Raw genomic sequence first — 20910 nt, forward strand, 5'->3', positions numbered from 1 at the left:
AACCAGTCGCAGCTTAAATATTAGACGATGACATTTATCAGCTTTTATTATTAATTATCCAACTCTTGATCCGACTTTCTCGCCTAAGGGCGAGAAAAAGGGCCATGCTTATCTTGTAAATAAACATGACCCCCTCCTTTATTAAAAACTTAATTAAAAAAATAACTGTGATTATTTATTTTTGGTCACCAACACTATTTGACACAGAACCTTTTTAATTACAAAATACAAATAATTTTTTACAGTTAGCTATTTTTTGTCTCTTTGCCTTAGGATATATAATCGGGATTCATCCCGATTATATATCCTAAGGCAAAAGTGTCATCACTTAACGAACTGCAACAACTTTAGTCATTTTAAAATCTAATAAAGTATCTATTTAGTATTCACTGGTATCTTTAACCCCATAGACAAAGAAACTCGTTTTGAGTTATAGAATTCAATGTAAGTATTAATAGCATCCTCTAGGTCTTCAAAAGTTTCAAAGTGCTTTCTTCTATAACATTCATCCTTAAGGATGCCCCAGAAACTTTCCATAGGCCCATTATCAATGCAATAACCTGGTCTTGACATACTTTGAATAACTTTATTTCTTTCCACATATTCTTTAAACCAATGCGAAGTATATTGGTAACCACGATCACTATGAATTAATGTCTTATGTGGTAATAGTTGATCTTCAATTTGATTAAATGTTTCGACTACAAGATGATTGTTATTGGATGTACCTAATTTCCAGGCAATAATCTTCTTTTCACCATAATCAAGAACTGCACTTAAGTAGGCCTTAGAATGGTTACCGTATTTTAATTCTGTTACATCAGTTAACAATACTTCTTTAGCTTTATAAGCTTTTTTAAATTCCCGGTTTAATACATTTTCAGCAATATTTTTTGGCTTATGAGGTTTATAGCGATATCGTTTCTTTCGAATAACTGATTTAATGCCTAGATGAGACATAACTCTATATACACACTTATGATTCGCCTTCTCCTCACAAAAGTGATTCATATAGATAGTCATTCTCCTATATCCGTAGATACCATCAACTTCTTCATTCACATCAATAATTGTCTGAATAATATTATTGATACGAATTTCTTCAGCCGTTGGCTTTCGTTTTAACCACTTATAGTATCCAGCACGACTAACGCCTAATACTTGACAAAGTAACGTTATTTTAAATCCTTTTTCTTTGAGGTAAGAAATGGTTTGAAATTCCGCTTCATATCGTGTTCTTTTAATATCGACCTTCTTTCTATCTCGTCGAGTTTTTTTAATACAGCATTCTCTGTTGTAAGATACTCATTTTTAGCCTTTAGAGCGGCAATTTCTGTTCGTAACTGTTCCGTTTCAGTTTGAATTGTAGATGGTTTTCTGCGACCACGCCCGTCAATAAGACCATCAGGTCCATGCATTTTATACTTTTGTACCCATGAGTAAACATTATTGTAAGATACCTGGTATTTCTCAGCTGTTTGCGTATATGATAAGCTATTAACTAAACAATCTTTAACTATTTCTAGTCGCTCTGAAGTCGTTGTTTTTCTAGATTTCATATTGTACACCTCAGGTTTCGCACTATATTTTTTATTTTCTTTACCCTCAGTATACTTCATTATCCAATAACTTACAGTTGATACAGCAGGCACATTAAATCTTAAAGCCAAATCTCGAAGAGATCCTTCATTATTAAGATAAGCCTCCACCACTTTTAGTTTAAGTTCTTCAGAGTATGAATTATTATATTTTCTAGATTGTAAGGCTGCTAAACCATACTTTCGATATTTATTAACATATTGATAGAATATGGTGTTATGCATCGATAACCCATACTTTTCTACCAGAGTTGTAAAACTTATGCCATCTTCAATAAATATTAGAATATAATTTTCTAAAATAACAGCAGAATATATTTTTCTGGTCATAAATAAACTCCCCCTAAAGTAGACTTATTTTATTAAGTGTCTACTTTAGGGGGAGCATATCATACGTATGATACTAGGAGAATATGTTTATTTTTTTATTTCTTCTGAAACAAGTGTAACCTCAATTTGTTCAAACAGATTTTCGACATTATCTAGGGATAACACACCGACACCTTCTTCTAAAGTATTTGCCATTCCGCAGGCCATAGCATACCTAATGATATCTTTGTCATTATAATTTCGTGCAATTGCTGATGCAACACCTGCTACGGTTGAATCACCTGATCCAGTTGGATTAACAACCTTAATACTAGGGATACTTACTTCATAGATATTCCCACTGAATTTAGCAATTGCTCCATTCCCACCTAAAGAAACAAGTATATTAGGGATTTTAGATTTAGTTTCTGTCAGTTTACTAATTATCGATTCTTTTGAAATTTCTTCAGAATTCATATTGAATAATTCTGCAAACTCTACTTCATTTGGTTTGATAAAATCAGGTGAATAAACAGAATTATTTACAATATTATTTAGAGATTTTTTACTTTGATCCATAATAATAACTAATTTTCTTGAAACATTCTCTCGTAATGCAGTAAGAAGACTTACGTAATAGAAATCATTGTCATTATTTATGGACCCATTCACTGTGACAATATTAATACGTTCTTCGCCATTAACTATATTAATAATATCATCAATAATCTCGTTCGATTCTAATTTAGATATTTTGGGTCCATTTTCAACAATTTCCGTCTGGATTCCACCATTATGCATGATCGTATAGGAATTTCTAGAATTTTCAGATATTTTTTTTGAAATTAAGGGCATATTTTCATTCTCTAAATATTTTCGAATAGCATTTCCATTTTCTCCACCAAGAACCGTATAAGCCAAAACATCCGCTTTTAAATACATTAATGCCCGTGTACAGTTAATACCTTTACCACCTGGCATTTTGACAGGTAGATTTGTTCTATTATTTGCACCTAAAACAAAATCATCAACGGAATAGATAAAATCCATGGAAGGATTTAAAGTAATCGTTAAAATCATTATCATTTCTCCTTTGTAGTTATGATTTTTCCAAATTTAGAATACTTATTTAATACATCATCTGAAATATTATTATCAGAAATAATGCCTGTTACTTCATCTAATGTAGCAAAGGTAAAAATATCTGACTTATTGAATTTAGAGTTATCCGCAACAACATACGTTTTTTTAGAACAATTGATTATTTGATGTTGTATACGACCAAGTGATGGATAAGAAGTAGTGATATTTCTGTCATGGATACCATTCGTAGAAATAAATGCAACATCTACGTTATATAAATCAAATATCTCCTCAGCGTGAGTACCAACAAATTCACCAGTAAGACTGAAATATTCGCCACCAGTAAGCACAATGTTACTGTAACCATTTTCAACTAAATAATTAAAAGATAATAAACTATTCGTTAAAATACATTTATAGTTCTGGGTAATTGAAGGCAAGGCATAATAAAGCGTTGTACCAGCACCAATAAAAATAACATCCCCAGGGCTTATAACAGAATTAATAATGCCACCTAGATACATTTTTTCTTTAATATTTTTTGGCATCTTCTGATCTGTAGAAAGAACATCTTGAATTTTTTTAGCACCACCATGTTCTTTTACTAATATTTTTTTTTCATCTAATTCTTTCAAATCTCTTCTAACAGTCATTTCTGATACACTGAGTAGTTTTGCTAATTCCTGTACAGATAGATAGCCAGAATCTTCTATTAAAGAAGTAATTTTTTTGTGACGATTACGCTTCATATATATTCTCCTTTAGGTCGTGTTCGTTTTCTAACATCATTCTACCACATAAAGAACATTAAACAAACATTTATTGTTGACTTTCAAACACTAAGTTGTATAATAAAGTTAAATAAATTTTGGAGGTGTTGAAGTGTTATATAGTAATTTGTTACAGGAAGATTTAATCAACTTGAATATGAAAGCGAATTCAAAAGAAGGGTTATTTGTAGAAATTGCAAATGACTTATATGAGAAAGGATATGTGAATAAAGGATATTTAGATGCACTTACAGAAAGAGAAGAAAATTTCCCTACAGGGTTGGAAACAAAATTTTTAAGTATAGCGTTGCCGCACGCTGATCCAGAATTTATTGAAAAACCCTTCGTATATATTGTAAAAAATAATAAAAAACTAGATTTTTTACAAATGGGTGACAACAAAGATTTATCAGTAGATTCATTTTTATTTTTAGGTATTAATGAACCCGATAAGCAAGTAGGTTTGTTAGCAAAACTTATGGAATTATTTATGGATGAATATTTTGTAAGCGAATTCAATTCTATAAGTTCTAGCAATAATATGTATTCATTATTAAAAGATAAATTTGAAAATTAATTATTAGGAGGAATTTAAAATGGCAAACAAAAAAAGATTAATCGTAGCATGTGGTAGTGGGGTAGCGACAAGTACAACAATTGCGGAAAAAATCAAAAGTAAATTTGAAGAAGACAATGTAAATTACCCAGTTGAAGCTGTTGATTATAAATCAATTTCAAATGAGTTACCAAGTTCATCTATTTATGTGTTTATCGCTAAACCTGATCAAGAAGTTCTTGATCAAGCGGAATCATTAGGAGTAAAGGTTTTTCCCGGTATCCCATTTTTAACAGGTGTTGGTGTAGATGATATTTACAATCAAATTATTGAAGCAACTAATGAATAATAAAAAATGGGAGTGAATAAAATATGGAAATATTTCAAAATATTATTCAATGGGTCTTAGATTTAGGATCAGCTGTTTTTGTCCCTATAATTATTTTTATTCTAGGACTAATTGCTAGAATGCCTGTGAAAAAAGCTTTCACTTCAGCACTTACATTAGGGATAGCATTCACGGGTATGAACTTAATTATTGGATTTATGTCTGATGCTGTTGCTCCTGCATCAGAAGCAATGGCATTAAATACTGGTATTTCCTTACCAGCAATTGATTTAGGTTGGACAGGAGCTGCTTCAATCACCTGGTCATGGGTATATGCTTTTGTATTCTTTGCAATTCAAATAGGTGTAAATATAGTTTTACTTCTACTAAATTGGACTAAAACGCTAAATGTTGATATGTGGAATGTATGGGGTAAAGCCTTAACTGCATATTTGGTCTACTTCGTGAGTGGAAAACTTTGGGCAGGTTTTTTAGTTGCAATTGTTCAAATCGTCCTAGAACTTAAACTAGGAGATATGTTCCAAAGACATATTGAAGATTTAACAGGTATCCCTTTAGTTACTGTTACACACCCAATGAATTTATCTACAGTATTAATGTTACCAGTTAATAAATTAATGGATTATATCCCATTCTTAAATAAAAAATCAGATACTGATGCTTTACGTAAGAAAATTGGCATTTTCTCTGAAAACTCGGTCATGGGATTCATAATTGGACTTTTACTCGGTTTTGCAGGTGCGTATACAGTTTCTGGTTCACTGAACTTGGCTATTCAAGTAGCAACCGCTATGGCATTGTTCCCAACTGTTAGTAAATTGTTCATGCAATCGCTTTCGCCACTGGCAGATGCTATGTCAGAATTTATGAAATCTAAATTTAAAGATCGTGAAGTATATATTGGTATGGATTGGCCTATTCTTGCAGGTAGATCTGAAATTTGGGTAACGCTTATTTTAATTGTTCCAATTTTTATCGGTTTTTCTCTATTCCTACCAGGTAATACAGTTCTACCCATTGCTGGTGTATTAAATTACTCTATTGCAGTAGGTGGTCTATTACTGACAGGTGGTAACCTTTATAGAATGCTTGTTTTAGGTGTTATTTTCTCTCCGCTATACCTGTATAGTGCGACTTATTTAGCACCAATTCTAACAGATTTAGCTACAATAACAGGTTCAGTTGACGTTCCGGAAGGCAGATTAATTACATGGTCTTCTATGGAATTACCTGAATTAAGGATATTAGGTGCTGAAGCGTTCAACGGTCAATGGTGGGCAATTATTGGATTGGTACTTTTCGTTGGGTTGTTTGTTTGGTTAGGTAAGGAAATGAATAAATCGAAGTTACCATCTAAAAGATACGAAACGGAAGTTGTAAATAATGACTAAGATAAAATGGTATTTGATTCTTTTTATAGCACTAGCTTGTTTTATATTCGGGCTAAATACAGGTGAATTAACCTTTAATATTATAGCTATTATATTAGGGTTTATCGTTTATAGATACGGAAGTGGTTCTATCTTGACTGAATATTATAGTAGAAAAGAAGAACAAAATATAAAACATAAACAATTCCAAAAAGCTTTAGCAAATGGCAAATCATCAAAGGAAGGTAGATAAAAAATGGCAAAAGGTAGAATTTTATTTCAAGAGCAAAGAGAAGCTTTAGCAAAAGCAGTATATTTAACTTTCCATAGAAAAAATACGAATGCTGCAGGTGGTAATTTTTCTTTTAAACATACGGATACAGATGGAAAAGAATATATCATTATGACGCCAAGTATGATGTCTGAAACGTTTTATGGTGATATTTCACCAGCACAAGTATTAGTAGTAGATCCAAATACAGAAGAAATTGTTGCAGGAGAGGGTAGTTTAACGAGAGAAATTAACATGCATATGGCTTGTTATCATACCAATTCAGAAATTAGATCTGTATTCCACGCACATGCACCAAATTCAATGTTTTGGGCAACTAGTCATTTGGATATGCCAAATCTAACTGAATCAACTCAAAAAGTAAAACATATTAAAGTATTAGATTTTGAACCAAATACAACACCTGAACTAGCGCATATTGTAAAAACAGAGTTAGAAAAAGGGATTGAACTTCCTAAAGAATACTTACTTGATAGTCACGGTGTCTTAATCTTAACACCAGGAAATGACGGAATTGAAGCTTTAAATAAAGCACTACAAATTTTGGATATTGTTGAATGGAATGCAGAAATTGCATACAAACAAACTGTTTTCCAAAAATTAGGGATTCTAGACGGTTATTATTCAAAAGGATATAAAATTGGTACTGTAGATGACTTGATTGATGGAAAACCTATTTGGAATCAAGGTAATCCCGATGATGGTTTAGAATAAAATAATATTATAGTCGAACAAAAGGGCGGTGACATAACAGTCATAGCCCTTTTTGAAAGGAGAAAATATGAAACTAATCGCTATTGATATGGACGACACACTTCTAAATAATCAAAATATAGTTACACCGGTTCAAAATGACTTTCTTATTCATCTTATTCGTGAAAAGGGGATTAAAATTGTTATTTCGACAGGACGTTTAGTTGATGGGATCAAAAACCTGCTATCCCCAGAATTGTATGAGTTAGTTTACGTTATCGCACTAAATGGCTCATTAATTTTGAATAATGATAAAACCATCATTAAAAGTGACCAGATAACGAATAAACTATTTAAGGAATTGTTAACCCAATTTGAAGACTACAAATTAGATATGTCAATTTTAGATGAGTTTAACTATTATAGATTTTCGCCACAGAATAATGATTTTATGGATCATGAGGAAAAGTTAAACAAAACAACCATTAGATATTTAGATATTGAGGAATATAAAAATACCAATATTCTTAAATCTTTACTTTTCTATCATCCTACTGAACGGAAAAAGATTGAAAAGAAAGTTTTGGAATCTACCATACCAGGACTAAGACCAATATTTACTCAACCCTATTTAGTTGAATTTTTACCTATTGATACGAATAAAGGTACTGCGCTTGAATATTTATCCAATTATTTAGATATAGATATGAAAGATACGGTTGCAATAGGTGACGGTACAAATGATATTGAATTAATGGAAAGGGCAGGTCATGCAATTGCAATGGGAAATGCAATTGAAGAAGTTAAAAATATATCTGACTTTGTGACATTACCAAATAATAAAGACGGTGTTAAAGTGGGAATAGAACGATTATTAAGAGGTGATTGAATGAATATTAAAGCTATAGGATTTGACTTAGATGATACACTATATGATCGATTTGATATATATAGAAATGTTTTTAATTTAATAGAGGAAAGGTACTGTGCTTTAAATATCACGTTCGATGATTTTAACATGGAATTACAAAGAATTTCGATAGAAGAATATTCTTTGTTCTCAAGAGGTTATAAAGATAAACAAACGTATAAAATTGATAGGGTAAAAAGGACGTATAGCTATTTTGGAAGATCAATATCTAATAATTTAGCTAAACTTTTTGACGTTCTATACCGGTTCTTTCGGAATAAAATAATGACTAGAGAGAAAGTAAATGAAGTGTTATGTAGGCTAAAAAATGAAACAAATTTAACAATATTCATTTTAACAAACGGTCCAACAGTAGATCAAAGAGATAAAATTGAAGTACTTCAAATAGAACAATATTTTCCAAAGGATAAAGTATTTATATCCGAATCTGTAGGCTGGTCTAAACCATCTCGTGAAATTTTTAAATATGTTGAAGATAAATTAAGCATCAGTAACGAGGAAATTTTGTACATCGGGGATCACTATCATAATGATATCCAAGCGGGTAAAAATTGTGGTTGGCATACTGTTTTTTTTAATTTTGAAAATACTAACCAACCGTTAGCTGCAGACTATGCCGTTCACGATTTTTCCGAATTTGAGAAACTGCTAGAAAAATTAAATATATTGTAGAGCTAGAATTTTCCACCAACACTATTTATCATAAAATCTTTATTCGCTCGGATGATTAAATGAAAAGCACAGAAATGTGCTTTTTTTCGTAAAAACTATGTAGAGAAAACGAACAAAAAGGTATATACCACTAATGTGAAATATTTCACTTGTAAAACAACTCATCCACCAATTACAATTTAACCATACCTAGATTTATTTGCATCCAGTTTATACTAGGTATGTAGTTTATTATTAGGATGCATAAAAAGAGGTTAGCTAGTTCCATATAGCTAACCATAAATACTTTTTGTCTCAGCTCTCTAAGCGTGCACTTAGAGAGCTTTTTGTTTGCCCAGTATGAGCAAACGAAAAAGCGACCGAGTTACCTCAGTCGCTATAAACCTATCTTAAGTAATATGGATAATTATTTTCGACTAGTGACATATGCATCTACAGCAATTAAAGCATCTGCAACGTCCTCAGCTGTCACGTGATAAAGCATATTGTGAATTGTTTCCCCTTCAATCGTGGCTTGTTTCCCCACGCGAATCAAAGCGTCACGGTCTTTGGCATCCAAATGTAATTCTTTTAGCGTAGTAGGTAAGTTTAAAGCTTGATATAGATCGATGTAAGCATCAATTTCTTCAGTTGGACGATTTTCCATAAAGAGTTGCGTTAGCGTACCATAAGCAACTTTTTCACCGTGGGTTAGGTGATGAATGTCACCTTCTAAAGCTGTGAAACCATTATGGATAGCGTGGGCAGCCGCAAGACCACCAGATTCAAAACCAAGTCCGCTAAGCAGTGTATTGGCTTCAATAACATTTTCAACTGCTGGTGTAACGGCATGTTTTTCAACGGCTTTAAAGGCTTTAACCCCATCAGCGAATAAGATTTCCTTACTCTTGTCTCCAATTGCTTGTGCAGCTAAAGTTATTTTTCCACCAGCCATGGTATCGTGGTTACCAATCATGGTTGGTCGCATTTCAACTGCAGTTGCTAGTGCATCAGCGATTCCTGAAGCGAAGAAACGAGCTGGTGCTTGTGCAATAATTTGACTATCTAATAGGACTAGATCAGGATTCTTCTTGTAGAATCGATATTTCTCAAAAGCACCTTCCTCAGAGTAAATAACAGATAGCGCAGAAGTTGGTGCATCTGTAGAAGCAACTGTTGGTAAAATAGCTACTGGTGTCTGTAGGTCATCGGCGATGGCTTTCCCAGCGTCAATGGCTTTCCCGCCACCAAGTGCTAAAACAAGATTGACATTATTATCTTGGCCAATTTTCGTCACGCGATCAATCTCTGCAGTAGAAGCTTCACCTTGGAAGGGCTCACGGATAATGGTCATGCCAGCTGATGTCAATCGATCAGTTAAGGTTTCCCCAATAATTTCCCACACAACATCATCTGCCAGTAGTAAAGCCTTATCTCCTAACTTTTGAATGTAATCTATAGCTACTTGACTTGTTAAAATATTTTTACCTTGAACATAATGTGCCGGACTTGCAAATACTCTAACCATAATAAACCTCCTAGTTTATGTTACAAAATTCACAATAAAAACCATATGCATAAAAGCAAAGTAATTATTAACCCCTTGTATATGTGAATTATATCACAAGTAAAAATAAAAAGCCACTATCTTAAGTTGAGTTGCGGGAGCATAAAAGGTAATGATGATTAAGATATTTTTCTTCCAATTGTGGTTCAGATTTGAGATAATATATCGCTGTAAGCACAAATGCTAGAGTAGGAAAAAGCGGATAGCTTTTTTTATTTTATATTCAATATATAAGAAAAAGAGAAAGGAACTTATTGTGGAAGAAAAGAAAAACTTTTGGCAAGAATTGCCACGACCATTTTTTATTTTAGCGCCAATGGAAGACGTAACAGATACTGTTTTTCGTCATGTAGTTCAAAAAGCAGCTAAACCAGATGTTTACTTTACTGAATTTACCAATTCAGAATCATATGTACATCCAAAAGGTCGCGATTCATTAAATTCACGTTTACTATTTACAGAAGATGAAAAACCTATCGTAGCACATATCTGGGGAGATAATCCTGATCACTTTGCGGCTATGGCTAAAGGAATGAATGAAATGGGTTATGCTGGTCTAGATATTAATATGGGATGTCCAGCACCTAACGTTTTTAAACATGGTCGAGGATCAGGGTTAATCCTACGTCCAGATGTAGCAGTTGAATTAATTCATGCAGCTAAAGAAGGTGGCCTACCGGTTTCTGTCAAAACCAGACTTGGTCATCAAGATACTGATGAATATAAAGAATGGCTCAGTTTAATATTAAAACAAGATATTGCTAACTTATCGATTCATTTACGTACAAAGACGGAAATGTCTAAAGTAGATGCACATTGGGAATTGATTCCGGAAATCAAAAAATTACGTGATGAAATTGCCCCTAACACCTTGTTAACGATTAATGGTGATATTCCTAACCGCCAAGTTGGCCAAGAATTAGTTGATAAATATGGTGTAGACGGTGTAATGATTGGTCGCGGTATTTTCCACAACCCATTTGCTTTTGAAGAAGAAGCCCGTGAACATTCACCAAAAGAGTTGTTAGACTTATTTAGATACCATTTAGATTTGTTTGATGAACATGCAGCTAAAGATGGTCGCCCGTATAAACCATTACGTCGCTTCTTTAAAATTTATATCCGTTCATTCCGTGGCGCAAATGACTTACGAATTGGTTTGATGGAAACTGAAACAACTGATGAAGCACGTAAATTGCTAGATGAATTCGAAGAGAAATACTTAGCAGAAGCATAGACTCGGTATTTCACGGTTCCTTTCTTAGCGTCCTGTCTCCGCACCCTTTAGTTGAGTTCGTCAGGGCAGACAGGTGTCCGCTTCAGAAATAGATTGCGTGATGTGCCATCACTACACCTATTTCTTCCATCGTCTCCTGTCTAAGCGCCCTGTCTCACATCCCTTTTAGTCGGGTTCGTCAGGGCAGACAGGTGTCCGCTTCAGGAATAGATTGCGTGATGTGCCATCACTACACCTATTTCTTCCAACGTCTCCTGTCTAAGCGCCCTGTCTCACATCCTTTTTTAGTTGAGCTCCAAATGTCAGACTCGTGCCACTTCAGGATTAGGCTACGTGATTTTTAATCACTCCGTCTAATCCTTCCACTGTTACGAGTCTAAACGACATTTGTCACATCCTTTTTTGTTATAATGGTTGTGTCTATATGTTACGCTGCTATTTCAATAGGGAGGTATGGGATGACTACACGGATACTCGGTTGGATAATAAATGTTGTTACACTGCTTTTGTTTATTACATCATTAGTGAATTTAGCTTTTATATTTATTCAAACTAAATTTGTTAATATGACCTTAATTGATTATTTTGCATATACGAATTGGACCTTTACTTATATGCTAGGGACACTATGTATCCCAGTTTCAGCTATCTTAATGCAGGTCAAATGGCGCAAGGCAAGGTTATTTAAACGCCATGCCAAAGAATATTTCTACCTAAGCCTAATGATGACGACAGTAACATTAGTTTTAATTGGTGAATATAGTATGGCTATCTTCATGATTTTCCTATTTATAGCTGCTAGCTATCCTTTAGGTATTAAATATAACGAAGCCATCGCCATGTTACGAGAACCGTCTAGTTACCGTAAACTAGCAGGTGAATGGTTTATCCTATTCATTGCTATAATAGTCAGAATTTACATGTATATAGATTTATGAGAAGTATTAACTTTTGGAACCCAATTATAAAGGTTCTTATATAACAAAGAGAGGCTGAGATATTTTTGTCCCAGCCTCTTTTTTTGGGTCAATTTCCTTATAATGGAACATTGTGATGGTTAAAGAACTTGTCCCAAAAGAAATGGAAGCGTTTGCAGATAGGAAAATGAAATGCTAAGATGATTGTATTGATAGCAATATTCAACATAAAAAGGAGTGAAGTAATGATGATGGCGAAATTGCAACGGTTTGGGGGCGCAATGTTTGTGCCGGTGCTGTTATTCTCGTTTGCGGGGATTATATTGTCCTTCTCAATTCTATTTCAAAATGAATTGATTATGGGTAGTGTCGCTGCTGAAGGGAGTTTATGGCGTAATGTTTGGTCAGTATTGGAAGCTGGTGGGTGGACCGTATTTAATCAAATTGAACTATTATTTGTCATTGGTCTCCCAATTGGATTAGCTAGTAAAGCAGCTGGTAGAGCAAGTTTAGAGTCATTTATTGTATACATGACGTTCCAAAGTTTCTTAGCTAAGATTCTTGAAATTTGGGGTAGTAACTTTGGTGTAGATTATGCTGCTGAACCAGGCGGTGTGAGTGGATTAAAACTAATTGGTAGTGTAAAAACACTAGATACGAATATCATTGGTGCCATTCTTGTCGCTGCCATTGTTGTATGGTTACACAACCGGTATTTTGATACAAAATTGCCAGACTGGTTAGGTGTTTTCCAAGGATCAACATTTGTCTATATTCTTGGTTTCTTTATCGTGTTACCTCTAGCATTTATTACTGCTTGGGGTTGGCCAGTAATTCAAGGTGGTATCGCAACTTTACAAGGTTGGTTAGCAAGTTCTGGTGCTTTTGGTGTATTCGTATATGTATTCTTAGAACGGATTTTAATTCCAACAGGGCTACATCATTTCGTTTATCAACCATTTATCTATGGCCCTGCAGTAATAGAGGGTGGGGTTGAACGTGCTTGGTTGGATCAATTAAATGTGATTGCTTCAAATCCAGCACCCTTACGTGAACAATTCCCAGAAGGCGCTTTTGCGTTACACAATATGTCAAAAATTTTCGCACCGATTGGTATTTCAGCAGCTTTCTATGCGACAGCGAAAAAAGAAAAACGTCAAGAAGTGTTGTCATTGTTATTACCAACAGCTTTTACGGCGATTATGGCAGGGATTACAGAACCGTTTGAATTTACCTTCTTATTTATCGCCCCACAACTATTCTTTATCCATTCATTACTTGCAGCCTCACTAGCGACAACTATGTACCTATTTGGGCTAGCAGGAGACATTGGATCAGGTTTAATCTCAGTTGTTTCTAAATTTATTATCCCAATGTGGTCTAATCATCTCGGGGCAATTGTGACTTGGGTAGTGATAGGTTTAATCTTCTCAGCTATCTACTTTGTCATCTTTAGCTTGATCATTAACAAATTTGATTTGAAGACACCAGGTCGTGAAGATGATGAAGCAGAAGTGAAAATGTATTCTAAACAAGACTATAAAGATAAGAAAAAACAAGCATCAGCTGGTTTCGATCCAAATGATACTAGTCATGATCCTTCAGAATCTAAAGTCAGTGATAAAGCCATGTCAAGTTATGCTGAAGAGGCTGCTAATGACCCTAGTCGTGGACGTTTCGCAGTAACTGCATCTAACTATGTTGACTTATTAGGTGGTCCAGAAAATATTACTGACGTTAACAACTGTGCCTCTAGATTGAGATTAACAGTTAAAGATCCAAATGTATTAGCTACAGATAAAGCATTTAAAGAAAATGGTGCGCATGGAGTAGTCCGTAAGGGACAAGCGATTCAAGTAATCATTGGACTAGATGTCCCACAAGTTCGTGATGAAGTTGATATAGAAATTGCTAAACGTACTGGTAAGGCTTAGTACTAAGGGACAAATTCCAAAAAATGGAACGGTTTTATAAATACTGAAATGCGAACAGAATGTTCAGAAAGCGATGAAAACGCTTCAATTTTTGTTAGCATATAGATATAGGAAATATTCATCTAACAACAAATTCTATTAGGGGGAATTCAAAATGACATTAAAGAAACAATCAATCCTTGTAGCAGGTGGCGGGTCAACTTTTACACCTGGTATTATCATGATGCTCTTAGATAATCTTGATACTTTCCCAATTCGTCAAATTAAATTCTATGACAATGACGGTGACCGTCAAAAGCAAATCGCGGATGCTTGTGAGATTATCTTAAATGAACGAGCACCAGAAATTAAATTTATTGCAACAACCGACCCAGAAACTGCTTTTACAGATATTGATTTTGTGATGGCGCATATTCGTGTTGGGAAGTATGCGATGCGCGAAAAGGATGAAAAAATTCCATTGAAATATGGGGTAATTGGTCAGGAAACATGTGGCCCTGGTGGTATTGCTTATGGTATGCGTTCAATTGGTGGCGTACTAGAATTAATTGACTATATGGAAGCATACTCTCCAGATGCATGGATGTTAAACTATTCCAACCCAGCAGCCATTGTTGCAGAAGCTACAAGAAAATTACGTCCTAACAGCCGTATTATTAATATTTGTGATATGCCTGTAGGGATTGAATACCGTATGGCGGATATTTTAGGATTAAAATCACGTAAAGACTTCGTTGTTAGATACTATGGATTAAATCACTTTGGTTGGTGGACTGATATTAGAGACCATGAAGGTAACGATCTGATGCCGAAGCTTAAGGAATGGGTTCATGAACATGGTTATGTAACACCTGAAGAATTAGCCAACACATCTGAAGAAGATGTTGAAGAAAGCTGGATGCACACATTTGAAAAAGCGAAAGAAGTTTCTTGGCTAGATGAAGATACTTTACCAAATACTTATCTAAAATATTATATGTACCCACAAGATGAAGTAGCAGTGGCCAACCCAGACTACACTCGGGCAAATGAAGTAATGGACCACCGAGAAAAACAAGTATTTTCAGAATGTAATCAAGTGGTCAACTATGGTTCAGGTGCTGAAACGACTTTGAAAGCAGATGACCATGCATCTTATATTGTTGATTTAGCCAGAGCTTTAGCGTATAACACACGTGAAAGAATGTTATTAATTGTGGAAAATAATGGGTCAATCGTAAACTTTGATCCAACTGCTATGGTAGAAATTCCATGTATTATCACTTCAAATGGACCAGAGCCATTGGTAACTGGTGAAATTCCTCGCTTCCAAAAAGGTTTAATGGAACAACAAGTTGCTGTTGAAAAACTTGTAGTTGAAGCTTGGAGTGAAGGTTCTTATCAAAAATTATGGCAAGCCATTACCTTATCAAGAACGGTACCAAATGCACGAATAGCAAAACAAATTTTGGATGATTTAATTGAGGCGAACAAATCTTATTGGCCTGAATTATCTTAACCTATTAAACATAAACGCTTTTGATATAATAAGAGTGGGCCAAGGTCCACTCTTATTATTTTGGAGGCATTTATGAGACCAATAGAAAATATTTATAATGAGTTTTATAGTAAATTAACTGAAAATGAAATTTATATTTTTGACTATATCATGAAAAACGGACATGTAGTGAGAAAGATGTCTATTACTGAATTGGCCAGCATTTTAGCCGTTTCAAAATCAACTATTTCTCGTTTTACCCAAAAAATCGGTTTCTCAGGTTATGCAGAATTTAAATTTTATTTGAATAATGAAGCAGAAAAACAGCGACATGATAGTGAAATTGATCCAATAGGCCAGTTAGTTTCTGATACTCAAGATACTTTTAAAATGTTTAGTAATTTACAGATAACACCTATCGTTGAAAGTATTTATGATGCAGATAACGTCTTCCTATATGGTACTGGTTGGGCACAAAAAAATGCTTTAAATGATTTTAGGAGAAGCATCTTATTAAATAATAAGTTTTCAATTGATATTTCTGCGCCTTTAGAATTAAAAATTGCCAGTGCCTCCATAAAACCTGGTGATGTACTTATTGTGGCGTCTTTTAGTGGGAATGTGAAATCGATTGAACGGGAGCTGAGAGTATTTAAGAGTAAAAGTGCCATACTAATTGCAGTTAGTGAAATGCATACGAGTCTTTTGGCTACATTATCAGATTATGCAATTTACTTTAAAACGACTCAATTTGATTATAAAGATGAAGCCTTTGCTTCGATGTTGCCTATTCATCAAGCTACAAACTTACTAGCCATCGCTTATTTCGAGTATGTTAGAAAACAAGAATTATTAAAGAAAGAAAATAAGGAGCTTGACCTATGACCAGTAAAAATTTAAGCCGAATGATCCATTTCGTGATTATGATACTTGTAATTGCACCGATCCTGTATATTGCACTTTTAAGTTTTCAAGGCAATATGCATGGATTGAATTTGTTAGAAAATTTAACGACAAATGTTTCTACTGTAATTTCATTAATGTCCGTATGTATTCTACCATTTGCGGGCTTTCTAATTAAATCTAAATGGAATCAAATTGATCAAAATCATGATAGCTTAGGGCAATTTTATATTAGTTTATTGTTGATTCTAATTAGTTTTTTACTCATCGGAAACACAGGAATGGCTATATTGATTTTTATTCTAGTGACATTTAGTGTCTTGATTTTAAAAGTTAGACTTGAAGATACACTTAAAAATGTATTTAAGACACCAAAAAATCTTAAATATTTTGCAGGCGAGATTGTGATCCTATTGATTGCAGCTTTCATTCGATTTGCTATTTGGCGATTAAGTATAGGAAGTTAACATCAAATTAAAGAGGAAATAGGTATATTTCGTTATTTATTTTTGTGAAGTGAATGAAGTAAGCTATAATCTAGTTGAATAGACAAGTTATTAGTGAGAAAGTTTATGAAAAGGAGCGTTAAACTAGTTGAAACTGTTAACATTAAATACTCATGCTTATGGTGAAAATGATCAAGATCAAAAGATGGCTTTCATTGCACAATCTATCGCTGATTGGGACATTGATGTAGTGGGGTTACAAGAAGTCAATCAAAGTATTGTTGGTCATCGGGTAGCCATTGATCAAATCCCAAATTTCAAACCTATGGATGGACAAGTGAATATTAAAGAAGATAATTTTGCCTTACGTTTAGTAGAACTATTAGAGGAATTAGGCAAAACCTACTATTGGGGTTGGGCTATGACTCATATTGCGCATGACACAATGCAAGAGGGTGTAGCAATTTTATCAAAATACCCAGTTGATAGCGTCACTAGCTATAACGTATCAAAAAGTCATAATTGGTATGACTATAAAACGCGTCGTATTCTTACGGCTAAGATCACTAGACCAAATGGCGAAAGCTTTATGGCCGTTTCTGGGCACTACTCATGGTGGCATGGTAAAAATAATCAAGAGTTTCACTATGAATGGCAGGAAACTGAAAAATACCTATCTAGAACGAAACTACCAATCTACTTTATGGGTGACTTTAATAATCCAGCCAACACAGACGGTTACGATTATTTGATATCAACACCTCTACCAATTCAGGATTCATATATGATTGCTGAAGAGACCATTGGAGGTCCAACTGTCCTAAAAGAAATTAGTGGCTGGACCGGGCTTAAAGAACAAATTCGTATAGATTATATTTTCGTACCTAAAGGTGTCGCAGTAAAAAAATCTGAAGTTGTATTTGATGGGGAACGTCAACAAGCTGTATCAGACCACTCAGGTGTATTAGTAGAAACGATTGACTAGAAGCTAAATATAAAGATAAATTTACGCATAAAATATTGCAGGATGTGATTTGTTTAGTCACATCCTTTTTAATTTTGTATGATATGAATTGTTTAAATATATCTTTTTGATGCAATATAGGATAAAAATGACTTCATTTTGAAACTAAAATAAATACAAAATATTCAATATTTTGTATTAACCGCTTTCATAAACCTGATTATAAAACGTAAATATGAAATTATAAAAAAGTTATATTTGGTTAAATTTTGATGTGACAATGTTTTGGGAGCGTTTTATAAGATTGTCATCACTATTACGTTAAGAAATCAGATTTTTGAAGATAACTGACAGCCTAATGTGTTCTTAAATAGAGGTGTAAGTAGCTTATATTTTAGTGTATGAGGAGGAAGATTATGGTTGGAAAAAATAACCATGAAGTTAAACGACAAAAAATGGTAATCGTATTCAACGATATGCAATTAAACGTTTAACAATTGGAGTTGTATCTGCGACTGTTATGACTGGTTTCTTTTTAGGAAACTCAGAAGTAGCATTAGCTGCAGAAACGGTAAATAGTGAGACAGTTTCAGAAGTCGCTTCCGTGGACGAAACAGAGCTTAAGGATAATGACAGTGAGGTAACAACTGCCTCTGAAGAAGCATTATCAGAAGAAAGTTCAGTGGAATCACCAGTAACAGCGGAAGTAGCAGAAGAAAGTAATTCAGAGGTTGCTGAAGAAGTAACTGAAGAAGAATCAGTAGATGATTTAGCTGATTATAAAGCACAAGCAAAAGGAAAAATTAATGCACTAGAAAATTTAAATGCAAATGAACTAGCTGCAGAAGAGGCTTTAATTGATCAAGCAACTTCGACAGCAGACATTGATAAAATTGTTGAAAATGCCGAAGTATTAAATGCTGAAAAAGCAGAAGAAGTTGTGGAAACAGAAGACGCTCAAACTTCAGAAACCGATAAAGCAGCAGAAACTGAAGAAGCAACAGAAGAAAGTGATCGCGCTGCGGATACTCAAGTAGACACAGCTGAAGAGAATAAGGAAGAAAAATCTGAAGAAATCACAACTGCTGCAACGGCATTAGCTGAGGAAGAAGAGGCTTCTACAAGTAATTCAAACATCATAAATGCAGATGCAATCGAATCTGGAAAAATCACTAGTGGTGGACAACTTCAAAGAACGCCAGGTATTGTAAGTGGTTGGCTAGATGTTGCGACGAATCGATACACACCTGGTATTAACGGTTCAGAAACAGCATTAAACGGTTATAAAGTGTACTTACAATGGATGGATGAAGATGGCATCACTTCTCCGGTATATGAGGCCATGACACATGATATAGGTGGTACTCGTGCAGGACAAGGTGGTAATGGTGTGTATGCCTTCGATATTGGTGAAGGTTGGACAGATGCGACAGGAAAATTGCATAAACCAGCATTCCAATCAGTTGGCTCTCAAAGATATAAATTATGGTTAGCGCCAGGTCAAACATCAAGTAATGGGAATGAATACTTTACTTACCGTAAGCAACCAGGGAATTCAACAGGATTTTCAGGCGCGGCATTAGCGACAGGTGAGTTCGTATTAGCTGGGCACAGTATTCAAAGAACTGCTATTTATGTTTACGAAAAGCCTAATAATGTAACGATGACTACACCAGAAAATGAGTGGAAATACGATGGTGAAGGTCCTGATAATAATCCAAGTTATCTACCTGATGGTGTAAATAAAAAACATCGTAATGCTGTGAGCGGTCAAGTTTGGTGGGAAACAAGTAGAGCCGGAACAGGATTCCCAGATTCAGCCGGTGAACGTTTCGTTAATCAAACATTGGAAGAAGCAGAGACAGGTTTCCGAGTAGTGACAAGTGTATTGACTGCTGAGGGTGGTCAAGCTATGTCAGCAACAAATGACATTAAGGACGTTAACGAACGTATTAGACAACAACAAGAAATTTTAGCGGCTAATCCACAATATATTCAACAAACTGTGGTTGCGCCAATCGTAGGTGAACGAGGACGTTATACTGCTCGCTTTGATGATAAGTTTGATCTTAATTATATGTATCAATACGTCATTGATGGTGATGGTCAGGTGGTACCAGGATATACTGGTTATTCATCACCAGTCTTTACCCATCCAAAAGACTACGCAAGTTCAGCAGCCTTTATTGCTAATAAAAACTATGCCTATAATGTGCATTTTGCTTTAGTTGCAGATCCTGCTAAGTATAATATTGATATCACAAACTACGATGCTGTGAATAATATCGCAAAACCAGGCGCTACAGCTGTAAGTGATGTTTTCTCAATGTTCTATCCAGGCGAAGAAACTGAAATTGTTTGGATTGATTCAACTGATGGAAGTCCAGTAGAATTATCAAGAACAAAAGTAAATAATTTGGATGAAGCTAGATCAGCTGCCCAATTAACAGTACCTGATGACTTTGAAGGACGTAAAATCTATACTGTTCAATTAGTTGTAAACGGTAATATTATTGCAGCAGATTCTTTTGCAGCAGATAGTGAGTTAGCTGATAACGAAGCCTATGAACCAGAAGTAACACCAGTAGAAAAAGACTACGGTGAAGCAACAACAGAAGAAGATGTAACATCATCCGTAACCGTACCAAACTTCCCAACGGAAGGTGAGCAACCAGTTATTTCAGTGGATGATCCAAGTCAATTACCAGATGGTAAAACACCTGGTGAACATGAAGTGGACGTAACGGTAACGTACCCAGATGGTACTAAAGATAATGTAAAAGTACCTGTAACAGTAGGCGAACAAGCACAAAACGAAGCCTATGAACCAGAAGTAACACCAGTAGAAAAAGACTACGGTGAA

At 34.6% G+C, this 20910-nt stretch carries 20 protein-coding genes and 1 pseudogene; 16 read left to right on the forward strand and 5 right to left on the reverse strand.

The window, feature by feature from the left end:
- Window positions 1-375: 375 nt before the first annotated feature.
- From CJ191_RS08045 to CJ191_RS08060, 4 genes are all read right to left on the reverse strand, one after another.
- Window positions 376-1281 carry an IS3 family transposase gene (locus CJ191_RS08045; protein ID WP_107645913.1) on the reverse strand — a complete coding sequence of 302 codons (906 nt, stop codon included), beginning with the start codon at window positions 1279-1281 and terminating at the stop codon, window positions 376-378.
- Complete coding sequence (locus tag CJ191_RS08050; RefSeq protein WP_070467579.1) at window positions 1176-1928, reverse strand: helix-turn-helix domain-containing protein; 753 nt, start codon at window positions 1926-1928, stop codon at window positions 1176-1178. The genes CJ191_RS08045 and CJ191_RS08050 overlap by 106 nt, the downstream gene beginning before the upstream one ends.
- Before the next feature lie 87 nt (window positions 1929-2015).
- A complete protein-coding gene (locus tag CJ191_RS08055; protein WP_180960959.1) occupies window positions 2016-2987 on the reverse strand; it encodes a 1-phosphofructokinase family hexose kinase in 972 nt (323 codons plus the stop codon).
- Window positions 2988-2989: 2 nt separating this feature from the next.
- On the reverse strand, window positions 2990-3739 hold the full coding sequence (locus CJ191_RS08060) for a DeoR/GlpR family DNA-binding transcription regulator (RefSeq protein WP_102199470.1): 750 nt from the start codon (window positions 3737-3739) through the stop codon (window positions 2990-2992).
- A 133-nt stretch (window positions 3740-3872) separates the two neighbouring features.
- Between CJ191_RS08060 and CJ191_RS08065 the strand changes: the two genes are divergently transcribed.
- From CJ191_RS08065 to CJ191_RS08095, 7 genes are all read left to right on the forward strand, one after another.
- Window positions 3873-4337 carry a PTS sugar transporter subunit IIA gene (locus tag CJ191_RS08065; RefSeq protein ID WP_070467574.1) on the forward strand — a complete coding sequence of 155 codons (465 nt, stop codon included), beginning with the start codon at window positions 3873-3875 and terminating at the stop codon, window positions 4335-4337.
- Between the two features lie 19 nt (window positions 4338-4356).
- Window positions 4357-4665: a PTS sugar transporter subunit IIB gene (locus CJ191_RS08070; protein WP_070467571.1), complete on the forward strand. Its 309-nt coding sequence runs from the start codon at window positions 4357-4359 to the stop codon at window positions 4663-4665.
- A gap of 23 nt (window positions 4666-4688) precedes the next feature.
- Window positions 4689-6056 carry a PTS galactitol transporter subunit IIC gene (locus tag CJ191_RS08075; protein ID WP_070467568.1) on the forward strand — a complete coding sequence of 456 codons (1368 nt, stop codon included), beginning with the start codon at window positions 4689-4691 and terminating at the stop codon, window positions 6054-6056.
- Entirely contained in the window at window positions 6049-6288 is a 240-nt protein-coding gene (locus CJ191_RS08080) for a hypothetical protein (protein WP_070467565.1), read from the forward strand. The genes CJ191_RS08075 and CJ191_RS08080 overlap by 8 nt, the downstream gene beginning before the upstream one ends.
- Before the next feature lie 3 nt (window positions 6289-6291).
- Window positions 6292-7041, forward strand: coding sequence for a class II aldolase/adducin family protein (locus CJ191_RS08085; RefSeq protein ID WP_070467562.1), 750 nt, complete (start codon window positions 6292-6294; stop codon window positions 7039-7041).
- A 67-nt stretch (window positions 7042-7108) separates the two neighbouring features.
- On the forward strand, window positions 7109-7909 hold the full coding sequence (locus CJ191_RS08090; protein WP_070467559.1) for a Cof-type HAD-IIB family hydrolase: 801 nt from the start codon (window positions 7109-7111) through the stop codon (window positions 7907-7909).
- Window positions 7910-8623 carry an HAD family hydrolase gene (locus tag CJ191_RS08095; protein WP_070467556.1) on the forward strand — a complete coding sequence of 238 codons (714 nt, stop codon included), beginning with the start codon at window positions 7910-7912 and terminating at the stop codon, window positions 8621-8623.
- A gap of 406 nt (window positions 8624-9029) precedes the next feature.
- Here the strand turns inward: CJ191_RS08095 and CJ191_RS08100 are convergent, their stop codons facing one another.
- On the reverse strand, window positions 9030-10130 hold the full coding sequence (locus CJ191_RS08100) for a glycerol dehydrogenase (protein WP_102199471.1): 1101 nt from the start codon (window positions 10128-10130) through the stop codon (window positions 9030-9032).
- Between the two features lie 355 nt (window positions 10131-10485).
- On the opposite strand from CJ191_RS08100, the gene CJ191_RS08105 reads away from it, so the two are divergent.
- The 9 genes and pseudogenes from CJ191_RS08105 to CJ191_RS09300 form a co-directional block, all read left to right on the forward strand.
- Window positions 10486-11406 carry a tRNA dihydrouridine synthase gene (locus tag CJ191_RS08105; protein WP_102199476.1) on the forward strand — a complete coding sequence of 307 codons (921 nt, stop codon included), beginning with the start codon at window positions 10486-10488 and terminating at the stop codon, window positions 11404-11406.
- 458 nt (window positions 11407-11864) lie between these two features.
- Window positions 11865-12344 carry a hypothetical protein gene (locus tag CJ191_RS08110; protein ID WP_102199472.1) on the forward strand — a complete coding sequence of 160 codons (480 nt, stop codon included), beginning with the start codon at window positions 11865-11867 and terminating at the stop codon, window positions 12342-12344.
- A gap of 227 nt (window positions 12345-12571) precedes the next feature.
- The gene (locus CJ191_RS08115) at window positions 12572-14257 is read left to right on the forward strand and encodes an alpha-glucoside-specific PTS transporter subunit IIBC (protein WP_102199477.1); all 1686 of its coding nucleotides are present in this window, start codon (window positions 12572-12574) and stop codon (window positions 14255-14257) included.
- A gap of 154 nt (window positions 14258-14411) precedes the next feature.
- Window positions 14412-15755 (forward strand): 6-phospho-alpha-glucosidase, encoded by a 1344-nt coding sequence (locus tag CJ191_RS08120; protein WP_102199473.1) that lies wholly within the window; start codon window positions 14412-14414, stop codon window positions 15753-15755.
- 72 nt (window positions 15756-15827) lie between these two features.
- Window positions 15828-16619, forward strand: coding sequence for a MurR/RpiR family transcriptional regulator (locus CJ191_RS08125; RefSeq protein ID WP_102199474.1), 792 nt, complete (start codon window positions 15828-15830; stop codon window positions 16617-16619).
- Window positions 16616-17104 carry a hypothetical protein gene (locus CJ191_RS08130; protein ID WP_102199475.1) on the forward strand — a complete coding sequence of 163 codons (489 nt, stop codon included), beginning with the start codon at window positions 16616-16618 and terminating at the stop codon, window positions 17102-17104. Before CJ191_RS08125 ends, CJ191_RS08130 begins: the two co-directional genes overlap by 4 nt.
- 127 nt (window positions 17105-17231) lie before the next feature.
- A complete protein-coding gene (locus CJ191_RS08135) occupies window positions 17232-18068 on the forward strand; it encodes an endonuclease/exonuclease/phosphatase family protein (RefSeq protein ID WP_070467030.1) in 837 nt (278 codons plus the stop codon).
- 442 nt (window positions 18069-18510) lie between these two features.
- Window positions 18511-18957 (forward strand): annotated as a pseudogene (locus tag CJ191_RS09295) (YSIRK-type signal peptide-containing protein); the annotation flags it as partial.
- A 1416-nt stretch (window positions 18958-20373) separates the two neighbouring features.
- The coding region (locus tag CJ191_RS09300; RefSeq protein WP_257994163.1) for a Rib/alpha-like domain-containing protein at window positions 20374-20910 on the forward strand (537 nt) is incomplete at its 3' end.

Source organism: Aerococcus viridans (genome assembly GCF_002871935.1).
Classification (GTDB): domain Bacteria; phylum Bacillota; class Bacilli; order Lactobacillales; family Aerococcaceae; genus Aerococcus; species Aerococcus viridans_B.

Bases quoted from the DNA above. Each gene is read 5' to 3' on its own strand.
- CJ191_RS08130 (WP_102199475.1), top strand. From the start codon at position 16,616: ATGACCAGTAAAAATTTAAGCCGAATGATCCATTTCGTGATTATGATA.
- CJ191_RS08080 (WP_070467565.1), top strand. From the start codon at position 6,049: ATGACTAAGATAAAATGGTATTTGATTCTTTTTATAGCACTAGCTTGT.
- CJ191_RS08105 (WP_102199476.1), top strand. From the start codon at position 10,486: ATGGAAGACGTAACAGATACTGTTTTTCGTCATGTAGTTCAAAAAGCA.
- CJ191_RS08055 (WP_180960959.1), bottom strand. From the start codon at position 2,987: ATGATTTTAACGATTACTTTAAATCCTTCCATGGATTTTATCTATTCC.
- CJ191_RS08100 (WP_102199471.1), bottom strand. From the start codon at position 10,130: ATGGTTAGAGTATTTGCAAGTCCGGCACATTATGTTCAAGGTAAAAAT.
- CJ191_RS08125 (WP_102199474.1), top strand. From the start codon at position 15,828: ATGAGACCAATAGAAAATATTTATAATGAGTTTTATAGTAAATTAACT.
- CJ191_RS08085 (WP_070467562.1), top strand. From the start codon at position 6,292: ATGGCAAAAGGTAGAATTTTATTTCAAGAGCAAAGAGAAGCTTTAGCA.
- CJ191_RS08050 (WP_070467579.1), bottom strand. From the start codon at position 1,928: ATGACCAGAAAAATATATTCTGCTGTTATTTTAGAAAATTATATTCTA.
- CJ191_RS08060 (WP_102199470.1), bottom strand. From the start codon at position 3,739: ATGAAGCGTAATCGTCACAAAAAAATTACTTCTTTAATAGAAGATTCT.
- CJ191_RS08095 (WP_070467556.1), top strand. From the start codon at position 7,910: ATGAATATTAAAGCTATAGGATTTGACTTAGATGATACACTATATGAT.
- CJ191_RS08070 (WP_070467571.1), top strand. From the start codon at position 4,357: ATGGCAAACAAAAAAAGATTAATCGTAGCATGTGGTAGTGGGGTAGCG.
- CJ191_RS08115 (WP_102199477.1), top strand. From the start codon at position 12,572: ATGATGGCGAAATTGCAACGGTTTGGGGGCGCAATGTTTGTGCCGGTG.
- CJ191_RS08120 (WP_102199473.1), top strand. From the start codon at position 14,412: ATGACATTAAAGAAACAATCAATCCTTGTAGCAGGTGGCGGGTCAACT.
- CJ191_RS08075 (WP_070467568.1), top strand. From the start codon at position 4,689: ATGGAAATATTTCAAAATATTATTCAATGGGTCTTAGATTTAGGATCA.
- CJ191_RS08110 (WP_102199472.1), top strand. From the start codon at position 11,865: ATGACTACACGGATACTCGGTTGGATAATAAATGTTGTTACACTGCTT.
- CJ191_RS08090 (WP_070467559.1), top strand. From the start codon at position 7,109: ATGAAACTAATCGCTATTGATATGGACGACACACTTCTAAATAATCAA.